The sequence below is a fragment of the Streptococcus oralis subsp. tigurinus genome (assembly GCF_002096275.1).
Lineage (GTDB): Bacteria > Bacillota > Bacilli > Lactobacillales > Streptococcaceae > Streptococcus > Streptococcus oralis_CN.
The window spans coordinates 148,382-167,098 of the sequence record NZ_NCUG01000016.1 but is presented as its reverse complement, the minus strand read 5'-3'; the positions used below and the strand labels follow the sequence as shown (position 1 = coordinate 167,098).

General features: G+C 39.3%; 21 protein-coding genes and 1 pseudogene. 7 read left to right on the top strand and 15 right to left on the bottom strand.

What is annotated here, in order from left to right; genetic code table 11:
• Nucleotides 1-42: 42 nt before the first annotated feature.
• The 3 genes from blpJ to B7725_RS03570 form a co-directional block, all read right to left on the bottom strand.
• The gene (blpJ, locus tag B7725_RS03580) at nucleotides 43-312 is read right to left on the bottom strand and encodes a bacteriocin-like peptide BlpJ (RefSeq protein ID WP_084874606.1); all 270 of its coding nucleotides are present in this window, start codon (nucleotides 310-312) and stop codon (nucleotides 43-45) included.
• 298 nt (nucleotides 313-610) lie between these two features.
• Complete coding sequence (locus B7725_RS10290; protein ID WP_080566851.1) at nucleotides 611-772, bottom strand: Gip family bacteriocin immunity protein; 162 nt, start codon at nucleotides 770-772, stop codon at nucleotides 611-613.
• 4 nt (nucleotides 773-776) lie between these two features.
• Nucleotides 777-974: a class IIb bacteriocin, lactobin A/cerein 7B family gene (locus B7725_RS03570; protein ID WP_084874605.1), complete on the bottom strand. Its 198-nt coding sequence runs from the start codon at nucleotides 972-974 to the stop codon at nucleotides 777-779.
• A gap of 281 nt (nucleotides 975-1,255) precedes the next feature.
• On the opposite strand from B7725_RS03570, the gene blpA reads away from it, so the two are divergent.
• Genes blpA through blpC form a run of 3 tightly spaced genes read left to right on the top strand, consistent with a single transcriptional unit; the run spans nucleotide 1,256 to nucleotide 4,993 of the window.
• On the top strand, nucleotides 1,256-3,409 hold the full coding sequence (gene blpA, locus B7725_RS03565) for a peptide cleavage/export ABC transporter BlpA (protein ID WP_084874603.1): 2,154 nt from the start codon (nucleotides 1,256-1,258) through the stop codon (nucleotides 3,407-3,409).
• Nucleotides 3,410-3,419: 10 nt separating this feature from the next.
• The gene (blpB, locus tag B7725_RS03560) at nucleotides 3,420-4,781 is read left to right on the top strand and encodes a peptide export ABC transport accessory protein BlpB (protein WP_001069096.1); all 1,362 of its coding nucleotides are present in this window, start codon (nucleotides 3,420-3,422) and stop codon (nucleotides 4,779-4,781) included.
• 56 nt (nucleotides 4,782-4,837) lie between these two features.
• Nucleotides 4,838-4,993, top strand: a complete 156-nt coding sequence (gene blpC / locus B7725_RS03555; protein WP_000360258.1) for a quorum-sensing system pheromone BlpC — start codon at nucleotides 4,838-4,840, stop codon at nucleotides 4,991-4,993.
• Nucleotides 4,994-5,035: 42 nt separating this feature from the next.
• Here the strand turns inward: blpC and B7725_RS03550 are convergent, their stop codons facing one another.
• Genes B7725_RS03550 through B7725_RS03540 form a run of 3 tightly spaced genes read right to left on the bottom strand, consistent with a single transcriptional unit; the run spans nucleotide 5,036 to nucleotide 7,470 of the window.
• The gene (locus B7725_RS03550) at nucleotides 5,036-6,376 is read right to left on the bottom strand and encodes a sensor histidine kinase (protein ID WP_084874601.1); all 1,341 of its coding nucleotides are present in this window, start codon (nucleotides 6,374-6,376) and stop codon (nucleotides 5,036-5,038) included.
• Between the two features lie 13 nt (nucleotides 6,377-6,389).
• A complete protein-coding gene (locus B7725_RS03545) occupies nucleotides 6,390-7,127 on the bottom strand; it encodes a response regulator transcription factor (protein ID WP_084874599.1) in 738 nt (245 codons plus the stop codon).
• Between the two features lie 4 nt (nucleotides 7,128-7,131).
• A complete protein-coding gene (locus tag B7725_RS03540) occupies nucleotides 7,132-7,470 on the bottom strand; it encodes a LytTR family DNA-binding domain-containing protein (RefSeq protein ID WP_084874597.1) in 339 nt (112 codons plus the stop codon).
• Between the two features lie 278 nt (nucleotides 7,471-7,748).
• Between B7725_RS03540 and B7725_RS03535 the strand changes: the two genes are divergently transcribed.
• Nucleotides 7,749-8,078 (top strand): helicase BlpT, encoded by a 330-nt coding sequence (locus tag B7725_RS03535; RefSeq protein WP_084874595.1) that lies wholly within the window; start codon nucleotides 7,749-7,751, stop codon nucleotides 8,076-8,078.
• 59 nt (nucleotides 8,079-8,137) lie between these two features.
• Here B7725_RS03535 and B7725_RS03530 read toward each other — a convergent pair whose 3' ends face one another.
• Both B7725_RS03530 and B7725_RS03525 read right to left on the bottom strand, forming a co-directional pair.
• Nucleotides 8,138-9,187: an ABC transporter permease gene (locus tag B7725_RS03530; protein ID WP_084874593.1), complete on the bottom strand. Its 1,050-nt coding sequence runs from the start codon at nucleotides 9,185-9,187 to the stop codon at nucleotides 8,138-8,140.
• Nucleotides 9,184-9,915, bottom strand: a complete 732-nt coding sequence (locus tag B7725_RS03525; protein WP_084874592.1) for an ABC transporter ATP-binding protein — start codon at nucleotides 9,913-9,915, stop codon at nucleotides 9,184-9,186. The genes B7725_RS03530 and B7725_RS03525 overlap by 4 nt, the downstream gene beginning before the upstream one ends.
• A gap of 67 nt (nucleotides 9,916-9,982) precedes the next feature.
• Between B7725_RS03525 and B7725_RS03520 the strand changes: the two genes are divergently transcribed.
• The 3 genes and pseudogenes from B7725_RS03520 (at nucleotide 9,983) to B7725_RS03510 (ending at nucleotide 11,404) form a co-directional block, all read left to right on the top strand.
• A complete protein-coding gene (locus B7725_RS03520) occupies nucleotides 9,983-10,393 on the top strand; it encodes an HIT family protein (protein ID WP_084874590.1) in 411 nt (136 codons plus the stop codon).
• Between the two features lie 9 nt (nucleotides 10,394-10,402).
• Complete coding sequence (locus tag B7725_RS03515; protein WP_084874589.1) at nucleotides 10,403-10,681, top strand: hypothetical protein; 279 nt, start codon at nucleotides 10,403-10,405, stop codon at nucleotides 10,679-10,681.
• Between the two features lie 63 nt (nucleotides 10,682-10,744).
• Nucleotides 10,745-11,404 (top strand): annotated as a pseudogene (locus B7725_RS03510) (hypothetical protein).
• Nucleotides 11,405-11,483: 79 nt separating this feature from the next.
• Here B7725_RS03510 and dnaJ read toward each other — a convergent pair.
• The 7 genes from dnaJ to B7725_RS03475 form a co-directional block, all read right to left on the bottom strand.
• A complete protein-coding gene (gene dnaJ / locus B7725_RS03505; protein ID WP_001066316.1) occupies nucleotides 11,484-12,620 on the bottom strand; it encodes a molecular chaperone DnaJ in 1,137 nt (378 codons plus the stop codon).
• Nucleotides 12,621-13,160: 540 nt separating this feature from the next.
• Nucleotides 13,161-14,984: a molecular chaperone DnaK gene (gene dnaK, locus B7725_RS03500; RefSeq protein WP_084874587.1), complete on the bottom strand. Its 1,824-nt coding sequence runs from the start codon at nucleotides 14,982-14,984 to the stop codon at nucleotides 13,161-13,163.
• A 255-nt stretch (nucleotides 14,985-15,239) separates the two neighbouring features.
• The gene (grpE, locus tag B7725_RS03495; RefSeq protein ID WP_000046057.1) at nucleotides 15,240-15,755 is read right to left on the bottom strand and encodes a nucleotide exchange factor GrpE; all 516 of its coding nucleotides are present in this window, start codon (nucleotides 15,753-15,755) and stop codon (nucleotides 15,240-15,242) included.
• A gap of 26 nt (nucleotides 15,756-15,781) precedes the next feature.
• The gene (gene hrcA, locus B7725_RS03490; protein ID WP_084874585.1) at nucleotides 15,782-16,816 is read right to left on the bottom strand and encodes a heat-inducible transcriptional repressor HrcA; all 1,035 of its coding nucleotides are present in this window, start codon (nucleotides 16,814-16,816) and stop codon (nucleotides 15,782-15,784) included.
• Between the two features lie 160 nt (nucleotides 16,817-16,976).
• Entirely contained in the window at nucleotides 16,977-17,489 is a 513-nt protein-coding gene (locus B7725_RS03485; RefSeq protein WP_084874584.1) for a DUF2812 domain-containing protein, read from the bottom strand.
• A gap of 34 nt (nucleotides 17,490-17,523) precedes the next feature.
• The gene (locus tag B7725_RS03480) at nucleotides 17,524-18,099 is read right to left on the bottom strand and encodes a DUF2812 domain-containing protein (RefSeq protein WP_084874582.1); all 576 of its coding nucleotides are present in this window, start codon (nucleotides 18,097-18,099) and stop codon (nucleotides 17,524-17,526) included.
• Nucleotides 18,099-18,419, bottom strand: a complete 321-nt coding sequence (locus B7725_RS03475) for a PadR family transcriptional regulator (RefSeq protein ID WP_000422299.1) — start codon at nucleotides 18,417-18,419, stop codon at nucleotides 18,099-18,101. The genes B7725_RS03480 and B7725_RS03475 overlap by 1 nt, the downstream gene beginning before the upstream one ends.
• Nucleotides 18,420-18,717: the final 298 nt, after the last annotated feature.

Sequence of the window (18,717 nt, the reverse complement as noted above, 5' to 3'; positions counted from 1 at the left end):
AAAATAAATCAGAATAGAATCCTCATAATTTCACTATAAGTCTTACCAACTTAGTCCCAATTTATCACCAACCATACCTCCTAGGCATGTTAATCCACCCCCAATTGCACCAATGTGTGCTCCAACAAATGCACCAGCAAGCCCACCTACTCCTAAAGTGGCCAAACCTGCTCCAGTTCCACCAGTTATAATTCCCGTAGTGACTCCTGTAATCAGTGCATTTCGACAATCAGTGGAGCTATACCCACCTTCAACTTTCGCAAGCATTTCAGCATCCATAACCTCTAACTGTGACAACATTTTTGTATTCATGATAAATACCTCCTTTTTTATTTTCATTTTTTTACCAAAGTCTTAAATTCAATAAACAAATAGAATTTTTTTATAGTATCTTTTTGATTTTCTTAAAAAAGTATGTACGTATACTATCTTCTTAAAGGTAGCAGTACCTATTTTTTAGTTTAAGATTTCAATAATCTTGAGTATCTAAAATATCTTAATTTTCGTTACTCTCCTTGCAATAAAAAGTTTTACTATACTATTTATTATCTTGCAGAAATTAAAAAATATTAGTAAATTAATAGTTTGTAGTTAAGTTTTTTTATTTCCATCAACCAAGTAAAGCATCAACAATTATATAAACTATTGATAATATAATTAAAATTTTGCTAACTACCTTATTTCCATCATTCTTAGATAGCTGTGATATTTTGTAAGTAAGTAAATAAGATAGTAAATTAATAGCAATAATAATACTATATTTAAAAATCATAATCTTACAAAGAGGACATAATTCCTGAACCTACACAAATAAGTGTTGCTGCTCCCCCAGTTATCGGACCAGCCGCAGCAGCTAATAGCACTGCTCCAATACAACCACCGATTGCAGATCCTAAATTGCCTCCTCCTCCACTAACTATTTCGAGTTCCTCAGCATCCATAATCTCAAATTGTGACATCATTTTTGTATTCATGACAATTACTCCTTTTTTATTTTTAATTTTTGTCCTGTTGCAACCTTGACAAGTTTAGTATATCATTGTTTGTTAAAGTTTTTCATCCAAATCTTGAATTGTCATCGAAACGTCTTGAATTAGCTTTTCATTTGAAACCACCTCTAAATTTTAAAAAAAAGATAATTTCTAATCACTTTTTTACCATTCAGGAAGTTTCAATGACAATTCAAGATTTCATAAAATATGAACTTATTATTATGGCATAATAAACTCATCATATTATATGAAAGGAATTGCCAATGACTTCTTATAAACGTACATTTGTTCCTCAAATAGATGCTAGAGACTGTGGTGTCGCTGCCTTAGCCTCGATTGCCAAATTCTATGGTTCAGATTTTTCTCTAGCTCACTTGAGAGAACTTGCAAAGACCGATAAAGAAGGAACGACTGCTCTTGGCATTGTAAAAGCCGCAAATGAAATGGGTTTTGAAACAAGACCTGTTCAAGCAGATAAAACTCTCTTTGACATGAGTGATGTCCCCTATCCATTTATTGTTCACGTTAACAAAGAAGGAAAACTCCAACATTACTATGTTGTCTATCAAACAAAGAAAGACTATCTGATTATTGGTGATCCTGATCCTTCTGTAAAAATCACCAAAATGTCAAAAGAACGCTTTTTCTCTGAATGGACTGGAGTAGCTATTTTTCTAGCTCCCAAACCCAGCTATCAACCCCATAAAGATAAAAAGAATGGTCTACTGAGCTTCCTCCCTCTGATTTTCAAACAAAAAACTCTCATTGCTTACATTGTTCTCTCAAGCTTATTAGTCACTATTATCAATATCGGTGGTTCTTATTATCTCCAAGGAATCTTGGATGAGTACATTCCAAATCAGATGAAATCAACTTTAGGAATTATCTCAATTGGTCTAATTATCACCTATATCCTCCAACAAGCCATGAGCTTCTCCAGAGATTATCTCCTAACTGTTCTGAGTCAGAGACTAAGTATTGATGTGATTTTGGCCTATATTCGCCATATCTTTGAACTTCCTATGTCTTTCTTTACGACACGTCGTACAGGGGAAATCATTTCACGGTTCACAGATGCTAACTCTATTATAGATGCCTTGGCTTCTACCATTCTCTCTCTTTTTCTTGATGTTTCCATTCTGATTCTTGTAGGAGGTGTCTTACTGGCACAAAACCCTAATCTCTTCCTTCTTTCTCTTATTTCCGTTCCTATATACATGTTCATCATCTTTTCTTTTATGAAGCCTTTTGAAAAAATGAACCATGATGTCATGCAAAGTAATTCTATGGTTAGTTCTGCCATTATCGAAGATATCAACGGGATTGAAACTATAAAGTCGCTCACGAGTGAAGAAAATCGCTATCAAAATATAGACAGTGAATTTGTAGATTATTTGGAAAAATCCTTTAAACTTACTAAATATTCTATTTTACAAACTAATTTAAAACAAGGAACAAAGTTAGTTCTTAATATACTCATCCTATGGTTTGGGGCTCAATTAGTTATGTCTAGTAAAATTTCTATCGGTCAGCTGATTACCTTTAACACACTTCTTTCTTACTTTACAACTCCTATGGAAAATATTATCAACCTCCAAACCAAACTCCAATCTGCGAAGGTCGCTAATAACCGTTTGAACGAAGTCTATCTAGTTGAATCTGAGTTTCAAGTTCAAGAAAACTCTGTTCATTCACATTTTTTGATGGGCGATATTGAATTTGATGATCTTTCTTATAAGTATGGTTTTGGGCGAGATACCTTAACGGATATTAATCTCACGATTAAACAAGGAGATAAGGTTAGCCTAGTTGGAGTTAGTGGTTCTGGTAAAACAACTTTAGCCAAAATGATTGTCAATTTCTTTGAACCTTACAAAGGACATATTTCCATCAATCATCAGGATATTAAAAACATTGATAAAAAAATCTTGCGACGTCATATTAATTACCTGCCCCAACAAGCCTATATCTTTAATGGATCTATCTTGGAAAACTTAACATTGGGCGGTAATAATATGATTAGCCAAGAAGATATTCTAAAAGCTTGTGAATTAGCTGAAATCCGTCAAGACATTGAAAGAATGCCTATGGGCTATCAAACTCAGCTCTCTGATGGAGCTGGTTTATCAGGAGGACAAAAGCAACGAATCGCTCTCGCTCGTGCTCTCCTAACTAAAGCTCCTGTTTTAATACTAGATGAAGCTACTAGCGGTCTTGATGTCTTGACCGAGAAAAAGGTTATAGATAATCTTATGTCCCTAACTGATAAAACCATTCTTTTTGTAGCCCATCGTCTCAGTATAGCCGAACGAACCAACCGTGTCATTGTTCTTGACCAGGGTAAAATCATTGAAGTTGGGAGTCATAAAGAGTTAATACAGGCGCAAGGCTTCTACCATCATCTGTTCAATAAATAAGGAGAATGTTATGAATCCTAATCTTTTTAGAAGCGTCGAGTTTTATCAGAGACGTTACCATAACTATGCGACAGTATTAATCATACCACTTTCATTACTGTTTACTTTCATCTTGATTTTCTCCCTTGTTGCCACAAAAGAAATTACTGTTACTTCCCAAGGAGAAATCACCCCTACAAGTGTCATTGCATCCATTCAGTCAACAAGTGACAATCCTATCCTTGCTAATCATTTAGTGGCAAATCAAGTAGTTGAAAAAGGAGACTTACTCATCAAATACTCTGAAACAATGGAAGAAAGTCAGAAAACTGCCTTAGAAACTCAATTACAAAGACTTGAGAAGCAAAAAGAAGGACTTGGAATTTTGAAACAAAGCTTAGAAAAAGCGACTGATCTTTTTTCTGGCGAGGATGAGTTTGGCTACCATAATACCTTTATGAATTTTACTAAACAATCCCATGATATTGAACTGGGTATCACAAAGACTAACACTGAGGTTTCAAATCAAGCTAATCTTGCCAATAGCAGTTCATCAGCCATCGAACAAGAAATTACAAAAGTGCAACAACAAATTGGAGAATATCAGGAGCTGAGAGATGCTATCATAAATAAAAGGGCACGCTTACCAACCAGCAATCCACACCAGTCAATTTTGAATCGTTATCTTGTAGCCTCACAAGGACAAACACAGGGAACTGCAGAGGAGCCATTTTTATCTCAAATCAATCAAAGTATTGCAAATCTTGAATCATCTATCGCAAGCCTCAAAATTCAGCAAGCTGGTATCGGAAGTGTAGCAACTTATGATAATAGTTTAGAAACCAAAATTGAAGTACTCCGCACTCAGTTTTTACAAACAGCTTCTCAGCAACAACTAACCGTGGAGAATCAATTAACAGAATTAAAAGTACAACTAGATCAAGCGACACAGCGTTTGGAAAACAATACCTTAACCGCTCCAAGTAAAGGTATCATTCATCTGAACAGCGAATTTGAAGGTAAAAATAGAATTCCAACTGGTACAGAAATTGCTCAAATATTCCCTATTATAACAGATACAAGAGAAGTACTAATCACTTACTACGTATCATCTGACCATCTCCCCTTACTAGATAAAGGACAAACTGTAAGATTAAAACTTGAGAAGATTGGAAATCACGGCATTACCATCATCGGTCAACTTCAGAGCATTGATCAAACTCCCACCAGAACAGAGCAAGGCAATCTCTTTAAATTAACCGCTCTTGCAAAACTATCTAATGAGGATAGTAAACTCATCCAATATGGCCTACAAGGTCGCGTCACTAGTGTAACTGCAAAGAAAACATATTTTGATTATTTCAAAGATAAAATTTTAACACATTCTGATTAATTTTCAGATAACACTCTAGAACTATTTATTATCTTATCAAAAAGGAGAATCGTAACATGGATAAGAATCAAAACCTAACTTCATTTCAAGAACTAACAACTACTGAACTCAACCAGATTACAGGTGGAGGATGGTGGGAAAATTTCTTATATAGCGTTAATAGATATTCTCATAACATCACACAAGGACTTCATCAGCCAATACAACTATAAAAAAATAAGATCGAGATACAAGAACTCTCGGTCTTATTTTCATCATTCTGTATGCATCATAGTAAGTATCTGACGAAAGACTTGATTTTGACAGATAGTATTGAGACTAGCATTGGGATAACTTTCCACTATCTTCATAACGGTATAAAGACCAACTCCTCTCTCCTCCCCTTTAGAACTAACTCCAAAAGAGAAGATTTCAGAAACATCTATGTCCTCTTCTTTGATGGAGTTTTCAATGATAAAGGTCTCCTGTGCCCCATTTTTAAAAAGGGCGATTGAAACATGAGGTTGACTGGCCTCTTCACTAGCTTCAATAGCATTGTCACAAAGGATAGACACAATGGTTAGAAAATCAAGTAGACTCATCCCCTCAACTTGAATCTCCTCAGGAACTTCGACATTAAAGACAATATCCTTTTCTCTGGCTTTTATAAATTTTCCTGCGAGGAGACTTTTGAGGGCACGATCCCGAATATTCACCAATCTACCAAGGTCATATTTGTTGTCCTGCAATTTTTCACTAGAATCCTTCAAGACGGAGTCGTAGATCTCTTTTATCTGCTCCATATTCTCCTCTTCAATGCCTAGGCTTAAGCTGGTCAAGAGGTTGGCATAATCATGACGAAAGCTCCGAACTTCCTTATAAAGCTCCTCTATATGCCGACTATACCGTTCCATATCTCTATAGCGCAGGGCCTGTTCTTGGTTCAGTTTCTCCTGAAGTTTTTCCTTCAAATAGGTATCCAGCTTCTTGATAACCCCCATAAAAAAGAGCATGTAAAACACTAGGATCAGATGGCGAACAGTCTTTGATTGAATGCTTTGTTCATATTCAAAGAAAGACAGAGTTTCCATAACTAGATAGTAGGTTCCCATTATCCAGTTAATTTTAGTCAGGGACTTTTGAAAACCTTTATCTAGAATCTCCCTTCTCAAACTAGTAAAATCATAGTCCAACCATTTCAAAAAGACTAGAGAAATGAAGAAATTGAAAATCATTATACATAACCAAATAAATGAATAACTGTCATATACTTGCCCTTGTCCCAAAAATGGAAGAACAAAATAAGAAACACCTCTATAAAAGAGATTCACCAATATCATTGGAAAGAGACCATAAAAGAAAAGGAGTTTTTTAGGAAGCCCTCTTAACAATAAGAAAGATAACCCTATGCCAAACAAAGGTTCTATAAAATATGACAAATATTCACTCACAGCTAAAAATTGAAAAGTCGCAAAAATGGCCCCTAGGAGAAATTTCAGAAGAAAGGCCTTAAAAATCCTCTCGAAAGTAAGATCAATTCCATCTACCTTAAAGAAAATGACAATTTCTAGCCCATTAGTAATAAGTGTATACAATAATATCCAAGCAATATTCATAAATTCTCCTAGCTCAATGCAAATTATTGATAGCCTCAGAAACTTCCCTAACCTTATAACGCGCGATTAGACAACTTCCACCATTGGGAAAGAAAAGCAGTTTTTCTCTCTTATCCAAATGCACCACATTTGCAGGATTGATGAGAAAAGAACGATGACACTGCAAGAGACGAGGCTCCTGCTTGAGAACCTCCTCTAGGCTCGCCGTAAATTCCAGTCTATCCGTCTTGGTATAGAGAATAACACGATGGGCTCTAGGAGACGTTTCGAGATAGTAAACCTCTTTAAAAGGATACTGGAATTGAGCAAATTTTGATTTAAAGTAAAAGCAATCTTCCGCCAGGCTTTTGCTGTCTTGACTATCGGCATAGAGAAGAGCTGTCTCGATACGAGACTCAAACTCCTCTGCCGACAAGGACTTATCAATGTAGTCCAAAGCAGACACTTGGTAGCGAAAGGACAGGGGCATAAACTCCGAGTGAGTCGTCACAAAGACGATCAGGGCATAAGGATCTCGATCCCGAATCTTTCTTGCCACTTCTAGGCCTTTCATCTCCTCATTTCGAATCTCAATGTCCAAAAAGAATAGCTGATGTGCTCCCTTCTCATGCATCTCTGCCAGAAGTTGGTCTGGCTTGCCAAAGACTTCAAAAGAGCTGGGAATGATATGATGTTCTTTCAAGAGTTTCTCAATCGTCGTTTCAATCCTAGCTTGTTGGGAGAAATCATCTTCTAAAACAAATATTCTCATCTTCTTACTCTCCTTGTTTCAACCATCTTTGGCGAATATCTCTATAGCGACGTCTGGCATACTGAACAGCATATCGACCTTCTTCTCCAAGAAAAAGAGTCTTTCTTTGGATATCCATGGATTTTAGCCGTTCAAGGTTAACCAGACAATTTCGATGACATCTCGTCAAGGTTTCTCCATATTGTTTCTCAAGATTGCTTAAATTTTGAAATAGATCAAAGCTAGCGTTTTCTGTAATAATCTGCACGGTATGGGCTTTGCTTGGATGCGTTTGGATATAGTAGATATCCTCCATGTTTAATTTGAAAATTTCTTTCTCTTTTTGGATGATAATGTAGTTCATGGATAAAACCTCCTAAAAAGAGGATAGCATAAATCTAGAAACTATTTTTCACCAAATCCTAAACGGTTCTCAAAAATTCCTAAAGTGTCGAATCATTCGCAAAATGGCTATGATAATCTTACAATTATTTTATCATAAAATCCTGCAATAACCATTCAGGAAATTTCAATGACAATTAAAGATTTGAAGATAAAAAAAGAATTAAAAGTGATAAGCTATGATTATAGAAAGACAATCACTTGAAACAGCTTTAGAACCATCACAAAGGAGGCATTCTCATGACAGATACAGACCCTATTAAAAGAGCTCATACTTTGATTACTGACTTAAACAAAGCCTACCAAGTCTGCAAACAGGCAACAGCTGACGATGTCCGCTTTCAGGAGCAGCTGAACAATATCCTTGACTTTCTCTCTAAAACTGAGACAGTGGATAATCGATTCTTGATTGAGCTGGAAAAATTTTACCAGACTTCCAGTCTTCTCCTGGGTCTCAGCGTTCTCAATCCAGATGCTCCTACTCGCGCCGCTTGGCGGGCCTATGACCGTTTCCACTTTGACCAAGTCAAAACCAAGCTAAGTCTCTACGGACCAACTATTATCTTGTAGAAAATAAAAGAAGCTGAGACAGACTGAACTCAACTTCTTTTTGTATTGTTTAAGCAATGTTAGTCTTGCATCTGGCGTTTCACCTGATAAGGTAGATACAAGATTTGTAAGACCAGTCCAGCTCCAAGCAGGGCTAAAAGAGCTAGTTTTTCTTGGAGGGTAATCAAACCAACTATCAGCTGAACCAATAAAACAAAACCTGTCAATCCTCGGATAACTTCCTGTAGTCCCTTCTCTTTCTCCCCTTTTTCTAATGGAAAGAGCTGGGTCAAGTATTGGTAATCAAAGGCATGATAGAGGGCGAGTAACTGAAAGAGCAAGAGGTAATTAAATAGAACCACCACTGCTGTCGCAATCCAAGCTTGCTCGATAAAGACTAGAGCTAACAAGGATAGGAAGAGGAGGCGGAGACTGAGGGCAAAGAGGTCTCCATTTCGCAAGTAAGAACGAAGATAGAGATTTTGCCAAATTTTCCCAGGTACCTTCTGAACAGTCTTTAGGATAAAATCCAGATAAGCGCGACGTTTGACACTATTTGAAACGCCCTTGACCTGAGTAAAGAGAGCAAAGAAACGAAGCAAAACTTGCTTGCGCTTGCTTTCTTGGGCGATCACATAGTCCCAGTCAATTCCGTTCTCAGTAAAAAATTTACTGGCTTTTTGACGAAAGAGGAGATATTTCCCAGCTCCTAATAAAAGCACATAGGAAAGAAAGATAGGCAAGCCATAGCCCATGGCTAAAAATAAGGGCGCAAATAAAAGCAAGAAAAGGGTTTGGACAAAGAGCCAAAAGACCAGTGAGCGCACTGTCTGCCCTTTGAGGTGGGACTTAACCTCCTCTTCACTGACTAAGAGAAAGAGCTTGTCAGGCCCTTCCATGTAGGTTGCGATTCCTCCCCAAGCTAAAAGCAAGGCAGATACAATCCCTAAAAACAAGAGGATAGGCCAATGATTTTCAGGAAAATGTTGCAGGAGTTGGCTGTACTGGTAAGCTAGAAAACCGATAAGAACTAGCAGGAACAAGACAAAGTGGTCATTGAGAACATAGCGCAGATAACCGACACACTCCTTACGAAAAGCCTGCTTTCGCTTTAAAAACAAGTCTTTCATAGCTCCTCCTCTTTGGTCAGAGCCAAGTAAATATCATTCAAACTCGCTTCAGGCATGTCAAAGGCTTCGCGGAGTTGCTGGAGGTTCCCCTGAGCTCGCACCTCCCCCTTGTGGAGGATGACAAAGGCATCACACATCTTCTCCGCTGAATCCAGCACGTGGGTACTCATGAGAATGGACTTGCCTTTTTGCTTTTCTACTTCCAAAAGCTGAATCAAGTCGGCAATCGCCAGCGGATCGAGCCCAAGAAAAGGCTCATCAACGATGAAAAGACTCGGATCTACCACAAATGCACAGATAATCATGACCTTCTGCTTCATCCCTTTGGAAAAATGCACTGGGAACCAGTCCAATTTTTGGTCCAGACGGAACATTTTTAACAAAGATTCTACTCGCTCAAAAGCCACTTTTTGCTCAATACCATAGGCCATGGCAACCGTCTCGATATGCTCTCTGAGGGTCAGTTCTTCATACAAGCTAGGCGTTTCTGGGATATAGCCAATCTGTTTGCGGTAGTTGGTCGCATCCTCTCGCAGGGTCAAACCATTAATCTTAATTTCCCCACTATAAGGCGTCAAAAGACCGATAATCTCATTGATAGTCGTTGATTTTCCAGCACCGTTAAGACCAATCAAACCAACCAACTGCCCACTTTCAACTGTAAAGGACACATCTTTCAAGACAGGAACGTGAACATAGCCTCCTGTCAGGTTTTTAATTTCTAACATATTTTCTCCGAATCTGGTATAATGTAGCTATATTATATCAAAATTCAATACAGTAGAGGTGGATTTTATGTCAGATTGCATTTTTTGTAAGATCATCGCAGGGGAGATTCCTGCTTCAAAAGTATACGAGGATGAGCAGATTCTTGCCTTTCTTGATATCTCTCAAGTAACGCCTGGACACACCCTCATTGTACCAAAAGAGCACTATCGCAATCTTTTGGAGATGGATGCAGCAAGTGCCAGCCAACTCTTTGCCCAAGTGCCACTAGTAGCTCAAAAAGTTATGAAAGCTACCAAAGCTGCTGGTATGAATATCATCGCCAACTGCGAGGAAGTCGCGGGTCAAACGGTCTTTCATACACACGTGCACCTCGTACCTCGCTACAGTGCAGAAGATGACCTTAAGATTGACTTTATCGCCCACGAACCAGACTTTGACAAACTCGCCCAAGTCGCTGAAACCATTAGAAATGCCTAAGGAGTTGCCATGAAACTATCCAATCTATTGCTATTTGCAGGAGCTGCAGCTGGAAGTTATTTTGTCGTGAAAAATCGCCAAGCCATTCAGGATGAAGTGCTAGATGCAACTGACCGCGTCGAAGCTATCAAAGATGATTTGGATATCATCCAAAACAGCCTACAAATCATCGACCAACAAAAATCCCTTATCAAGGAATACCAAAAAGATTTAACCTATAAATTCAAAGTCTTGGAAAAGGATTTCCAAACTAGAATGGCGGTCCTCCAAGAAGAAAAACAAGAATAAGAGAGCCTCCAAGTTTCCTTAAATCCTTTTTGGGTTACTAGATTCGAACAGAAAAGGGAGGGAATGAAAGTGAAACAGTTTTTAAAAGTTCTAGCGAAGGTCATCGCGATCCCTTGTGGCTGTCTCTGCCTTCTGACGGCTCTAGCATTTCTACTACTGATGAATCTTTTCAAGGCCTCACCGAGTGACATCCAAAAAGGAAATGAATCCTTAAAACAAATATTTATCTCTCTTGACATGCCTCCTGAGAAAGTAGAATCAGATGGACACTATCAATACGAGGGAGGGGGCTTAAATTTTTATGTTACTTTCCCAGATGAGGTTGTCAATAGCCACCCTGTCCTAAAAGAAAGTCCAAAACTCACCAAAAACCGACTGGAAGTCTATGTCCTACAGGCAGGGGATATTTCATACTATAAGGTAGGAGACAACTTGTTCAATCACGGTTTAATACAATTTTTAGAAAAGGAAAGTGAGAAGTATTTCCAAGAAAAAGGAAAGAAATCAAAATTTTCTTACACAATTCTAAATTAGGATGATCAGGAAAGTCTTAAAAAGGGAATTGCATTCTATGAAAAAGCTTTGACCTTAGTGGATATTCAAGATAACTCGGCAATCAAACACATTGATACTATTACCATTACGCCTGGCAAGGAAGCGGAAATCAAGCAACTCATTCAGGAGATGGATGCAGCTGGCTTGCTCACTCAAAAGTATAAATAGTAGACTAACTGGAGAATGATTTCTCGATACTAAATTTCCCAAGATTATACAAAAAAAGAGCCCGCTGGCTCTTTTTACTTTATTCTCCTTCAAAGGCATCTTTTATGTGGTCAAAGAAGCCTTTTTTCTTTGGATTGACTTTCAAGTCACCTGCAGCTGCGAATTCTTTAAGCGCAGCTTTTTGGCGGTCGTTCAAACCTGTCGGAGTCACGACATTAACTGTAACATATTGGTCACCAACGGCACCGCCACGAAGGCTTGGCGCTCCCTTGCCACGTAGACGGAATTTCTTGCCGGTCTGAGTTCCTTCTGGGATAACCAATTCAACATCTCCATGCACGGTTGGAATTTCCACAGTATCACCAAGAGCTGCTTGGACAAAGTTGAGGTTCAGATTGTAGAAAATAGTCGTTCCTTCACGTTCAAACTTATCACTAGCTTCCACAGAAACCACTACATACAAGTCTCCGTAAGGTCCACCGTTAAAGCCAGCTTCACCTTGACCAGCTAGGCGGATTTGTTGGCCTGTTTCCACACCAGCAGGGATTTTCACATGTACACTATGAGCTTGTTTTTCATGACCTGTACCGTGACAAGTTGTACATGGGTCTTTGATTTCTTTTCCACGACCATGACAGACATCACAGGTTACTTGGCGACGCATCATACCAAGAGGAGTCTGCGTATCGACGTTAATAACACCAGCGCCATGACAGCGTCCACAAGTTACTGGACTTGTCCCTGGCTTAGCACCAGATCCATTACATGTACGACAACTTGCTTCACGGTTGTACTTGACTTCTTTTTCCGTTCCGAAGATGGCTTCTTCAAAAGTCAAATTCACACGATACTGGAGGTCATCCCCTTGACGAGGAGCGTTTGGATTGCGCGAAGCTCCGCCTCCTCCGAAAAAACTTGAGAAGATATCTTCAAAACCACCGAAGCCACCTGCTCCGTCAAATCCGCCAAAACCACCAGCACCACCAAAGCCACCGTTGGCACCTGCAGCACCATATTGGTCGTAGGCTGCACGTTTTTGGTCGTCACTCAAAGTCTCATAGGCTTCTTGAACTTCCTTATATTTTTCCTCAGCACCAGGCTCCTTGTTGATATCTGGGTGGTATTTCTTCGAAAGCTTACGATAAGCCTTTTTGATCTCGTCTGCCGAAGCGTTTTTTGACACCCCCAGACGATCATAAAATTCAGTATTGTTCATACAAGATACTAAGAGCGAACAGAAAGCGACTGAAATTTAGGAAACCGATAAGAAATCCTGATTTCTTAGGAGGTTTATCTAATTTCCAAGCTTTCCGCTCGAGTTCAATTACGAACACCCTTATTCCTTTCTATTAGTCTTACGGAACGAAACCTCAATCTAGGTCGGGTTCAATTCCTTTCTTTTATATCAATGAGAAAAACTCAAATAAATTAGGTTCAACCCCTTTTTATCGAAAAACAGAGGCTGGGTTGCAACCTCTGGATTTCTTCTTATACTTACTAGTTCGAGTTTTAAAAATCAAACTAGTAATGGCTCAACTGAGTTTTGGCTAAAAACTTCGGAAAAAAGATAAGCCATCTTTTGTGCATCGCACAAGGCGATGGCTTCCTATTTTTCTTTCGTTTTCTTAACGCCTCAACATCTTACCGAATCGAGCACGCCCTAACCTCTTGGTGAAAAAGATAAATCTTTCTAGAAACTAAAGTTTCTGCGTCAGATTTCCTATTTTCACTGTGAGGTTTTAACGGGCTTTGCATCTTATTTTTCCGTAAACTCTCCGTCCACAACGTCGTCGCCTGCATTTCCTGTTGCTTGTGCGCCTTCTGCTCCTGCTTGAGCTTGTTGGGCTGCTGCGGCTTGTTCGTAGAGTTTCACAGCAAGTCCTTGAGCTTTTTCGTTCAATGCTTCGAGTTTTGCTTTCATTTCGTCCAAGTTGTTATCTTCTTGGGCTTTCTTAAGTTCATCAAGGGCAGCTTGGGCAGCATCACGTTCTGCATCAAAGCCTTTTCCCTCAGTTTCCTTGATTGTTTTTTCAGTCGCGAAGATTGCTTGGTCTACTTCATTACGAAGGTCTACTTCTTCTTTACGTTTCTTATCTGCTTCAGCATTTGCTTCTGCATCTTTCATCATGCGGTCGATTTCTTCATCAGTCAAACCAGAGTTTGATTGGATAACAATTGTTTGTTCTTTTTGAGTTCCAAGATCTTTAGCCTTAACAGATACGATACCGTTCTTGTCGATGTCGAAAGTTACTTCGATTTGTGGGATTCCACGAGGTGCAGCTGGGATATCTGTCAATTGGAAGCGTCCAAGAGTCTTGTTATCTGCTGCCATTGGGCGTTCACCTTGAAGAACGTGGATATCAACGGCTGGTTGGTTGTCTGCTGCTGTTGAGAAGACTTGTGATTTAGATGTTGGAATCGTTGTATTGCGGTCGATAAGTTTTGTGAAGACACCACCCATTGTTTCGATACCAAGTGATAATGGCGTTACGTCAAGAAGGACAACGTCTTTGACATCGCCAGTAATCACACCACCTTGGATAGCCGCACCCATAGCAACAACTTCATCAGGGTTCACTGATTTGTTTGGTTCTTTACCAGTTTCAGCTTTCACAGCTTCTACAACGGCTGGGATACGAGTTGAACCACCGACAAGGATAACTTCGTCGATTTCTGACAAGCTCAAACCTGCATCTGAAAGGGCTTGACGAACTGGAACTTTTGTACGTTCAACAAGATCACGAGTCAAATCGTCAAATTTCGCACGAGTCAAGGTCATTTCTAAGTGAAGAGGTCCAGATTCACCAGCAGTGATGAATGGCAAGCTGATTTGAGTTGAAGTTACACCAGAAAGGTCTTTCTTCGCTTTTTCAGCCGCATCTTTCAAACGTTGAAGAGCCATCTTGTCAGTAGACAAGTCAATACCATTTTCTTTCTTGAATTCTGCAATCATGTGATTGATGATTTTTTGGTCAAAGTCGTCACCACCGAGTTTGTTATCCCCTGCAGTCGCCAATACATCGAAGACACCGTCACCCAATTCAAGGATAGATACGTCGAATGTACCACCACCAAGGTCAAATACCAAGATTTTTTCTTCTTTGTCAGTCTTGTCCAAACCATAAGCAAGAGCTGCTGCAGTTGGTTCGTTGACAATACGTTCTACTTCAAGACCAGCGATTTTACCAGCGTCTTTTGTAGCTTGACGTTGTGCATCATTGAAGTAAGCAGGTACTGTGATAACAGCTTTAGTTACTTTTTCACCAAGGTAATCTTCAGCGTAACCTTTCAAGTATTGAAGGATCATAGCTGAGATTTCTTGTGGAGTGTATTCTTTTCCGTTAGCAGAAACTTTTTCAGAAGTTCCCATCTTAGATTTGATAGAGATAACTGTATCTGGGTTTGTAACTGCTTGACGTTTTGCGGCATCACCAACGATGATTTCACCGTTTTTGAATGAAACTACAGATGGAGTTGTGCGGTTTCCTTCTGGATTTGCGATGATTTTGCTTTCAGTTCCTTCAAGAACTGCTACTGCTGAGTTTGTTGTACCTAAGTCAATACCGATAATTTTAGACATGTGTTTTTCTCCTTAAATTTTATATTCTATTTTTCTTTTTGATACTCTTCTTAGATGGCGGCGCTGTCAGAGCTTGACTTCGTCAATCTCTTTGACTAAACTTTGAGCCTAAGGTCTTAAAGTTTGCGTAAATAACGCCACGGCGAAGAGTATCGCCTTTGGTTCGCTTCGCTCACTATTGCAAAGCTGAACTACTTTTTTATCTTTCTTTCATAGTTTATTGTCATTTCGGACAAAATTTTTAAACTCTATTGCCTAGTTATAGACTACCACCATGGCTGGGCGTAGAATGCGGTCATGGAGTTTGTAGCCTTTTTGAAAGACTTGGGCGATGGTATCTGCTGGATGTTCATCGTCTGCTGGGAGAGTTTGGATGGCCATGTGATAGTTATGGTCAAATTCGCCGTCAGCTGCGATTTCTTCGATTCCTTCTTCTTTCAAAGCGTGAATCAAGCTCTCTTGCACCATCTCCAATCCTTTTTTCACATCATCTGTCAAACCTTCAACTGCTAGTGCACGTTCTAAGTTGTCGAGCGATGGTAAGATTGCTTTTGCTAGGTCCTGGCTACGGTAACGTTGCAAGTTTTGACGTTCTTCATTGGCACGGCGCTGGATATTTTGCATTTCCGCATGAGCACGAAGGTATTTGTTTTCGAACTCATCCGCACGTTCATTTGCCAAGTCCAACTCAGACTTCTCAGGAGTTGTTTCTTCAGTTGTTTCCACAACTTCCTCTTCTTTCATTTCTTCGTTTTTTTTATCTTGGGCCATTTTCGCCTCCTTTAATGATTTCAAAATTAATTTACTTCGTAATGATTACTGCTGAGGTAGCGATAAAAATCTGTCAACTTCATGGTCAAAACACGATTGACCACATTGACTTGGTTGACCAATCGCTGGTAATCCAGATTGACCGGACCGATAATCGCTAGAATTCCAAAACCTCGATAAGGAATGAGGAACTTGCTACTAATAACCGCTAGGTCTGCTAGACAGGACTCTTGACTGTCCGCAACACGGACATTTTGCATTTGATCTCCATGCAGACCCTCACGAATCTCCAGAGCCACTTTCTGTGGTTGGTCAAAGAACTGATAGGCTGCCAGATTGGCAAAATTCAAGAGATTGACCTTGCCCGCCACCACAATGTTTTCGTTGAACATTTCCTTAAAGATGTGTTCAAAGAGATCGATGACATTGTCCGTCGTTGTGAAGTAGCGCTGGATAATCTGCGGAATCTCCGTTCGAATCTTGTAGTGAATATCTAGAACTGTGTGACCGAGGAAACGTTCCTGAATGATGCTCTTCAGTTTCAGCAAATCTTCCTGCAAGAAGTTCCTTGGAATCAGAAACTGACTGGTAACCGTTCGGGATTCGTCTAGGGTGAATACTGCCAAGGCTGTATGTTGCCCTAAAACAACGATATCAAAGGCTGTCAACCGTTGCCTGCTCGGCTCAACATCTAGCGCTACAACTGTGCAGCCACTCAAGTCTGTCAAGACATTAGCAGCCTCTTGTAGAATATCCTCCAGTTTGAAGAACTCCTGATCAAAGGCTTTGACAATCTCATAGACCTCATTTTCAGCCAATCGGTCAAAATCCAGTGAGTGTTTCACATAGTACTGAAAACCAGCAACACTTGGCATCCGACCGCTTGAAGTATGCGCCTTCTCAAGCAAACCTTGCTTTTCTAGAGCCGCCATGTCATTACGAATGGTAGCACTACTAGAATTGATAGACTCTTGTAGCGCCTTGGATCCGACAGGTTCGTGCGTTTTGGTAAAGATGTCAATAATCAGATTTAAAATATCCTGCTGACGCTCTGTAACCATCTCATCACTCCTCTCTGTCCGATCGATTAGCACTCTATGTGCCCAAGTGCTAATTCATGATTCTATTATACACCCTTAGAAGAGAATGTCAAGACAAAAACTCAAAAAATTAGCACTCTTTTGTTAAGAGTGCTAAAAATCAGTCTGAAGACCTAGAAACTTACTTCTCATCTACTTGGTATTTCCTTTTAAGTCTGAAAAAGCCGTAGATTAGATAAGAAATTAAACAAGTGTATAAAACGAAAATAATAAAGAAAGACTGAGACAAGTTTTCTCGATACAAACTCATGCAAACAACAAGACCACCTGAAAAAGTGGCTATACAGGAACGAAGTCTAGACCGCATAACTTCCCATCTGAGACCCTTACTCATATAGACTTTCTCCTCTGAAAGTATATCAGAAGTTGGTTTACGAAGAATTGAACAAAAACCTGTTTCTATCAATTCCCAACCGCTATTTCTAAAATCTTGCAGTTCATGCTTATACTTCTTAAGAAATCTAGAATCATAGATACGGTAAATGACATCGTCCGGTTGACATTGGTCAAAATAGAAAAAACCAAAACGACTCGTTCTATACCTCCAACCTTTCAGATGCATCTCATGTAAATATTCTTCTTCCTTGTCAAAGTCTAAAATGGTAAACATTCGAAATTTTACTTTGCTATTCATTGTCTTACCTCCAAATTCGAAAACAGGCATTGTTTTATTTATCAGATAATTCTTTCCACTTTTGAAACAATCTCCAAAAAACATAAGAAATCTGAATCACAAAAACGATCAATAAAACACAATCTATTATGACAATCAAACACACTTCCCAACTGAAATAACCTTTTCCAGTGAGTAACTTTGAGAAAACCAATAGCAGAGCTGAAAATAGAAGAAAAATAGGGAACACTCGCATTATTAAAATCCGCTTGACCATAGCTAACTTCCCGGTCGAGTCATTATAAATTTCAAACTCTGCATCCGACTCAATTCCAGCAAGAAACTTTCTAAAGTAGGAAAAACCATTAAAATCTGTAATATGCTCCCATCCACAATCTTTAAACAGTTGTAAATAGGAAGCTCTCTCTGACTTTTTCATAGGATAAAAATCCAACTGATAAGAGACTTGCTCCGGTTGACATTTTTCAAAACTATACTTAACTGCAACTAATAAGTAAGAATAACTCACTTTACTAAGCTTCCAACCCTCCGCATGCATTCTCCCTAGGAAAATCGCCTCCCTCTCATAATCCGCAATGGTAACAAGTCGATAAACACTTTTCTTTTCCATCAACCTTCCTCCCGACTGTTTCTGTAGAGCCGCTCAATACGTTTCAATTCAATCTCCAAAACCTTTCGTCCCAAATCTGTTATCTGATAGATTTTCCGTTTTTCCTCTTCGCGGACAAAGGAAATCAAACCATCCTTTTCCATCTTTGACAAGGTACCATACATAGTTCCAGGACTAATCGAAACTTGCGAATCTGTCATCTCCTTGACCTTTTGCGTAATACTATACCCATGGTTCTCCTTCTGTAGACAAAACAAGATATAAAAGCCAGTTTCCGTCATCGGAAGATAAACTCGACGAACCTTATCCATTAATTCCATTTATAGGCACCTCCTATTCAGTTCGATATATCGCACTTCGTTATATAGAATATATCACAGCTCGATATAAAACACAAGAAAAAAGATCTGGGACAAAAGTCTCTTTGCCACAAAAAAGCAACGGCACAAAACCGTTGCTTTTTTTGGAGATAAGGGACTATTGTCCCAGCCTCCTCAATTGTTTTTGGATCGTCGAGCAAGACGCAGTGGTTGAGTGGGCTCTACTACGCTGATTTCATCAGCTTTTACAGCCCTACTCAACTGTGCGGAGGTGGGACGACGCAAATCTCCTGTTAGC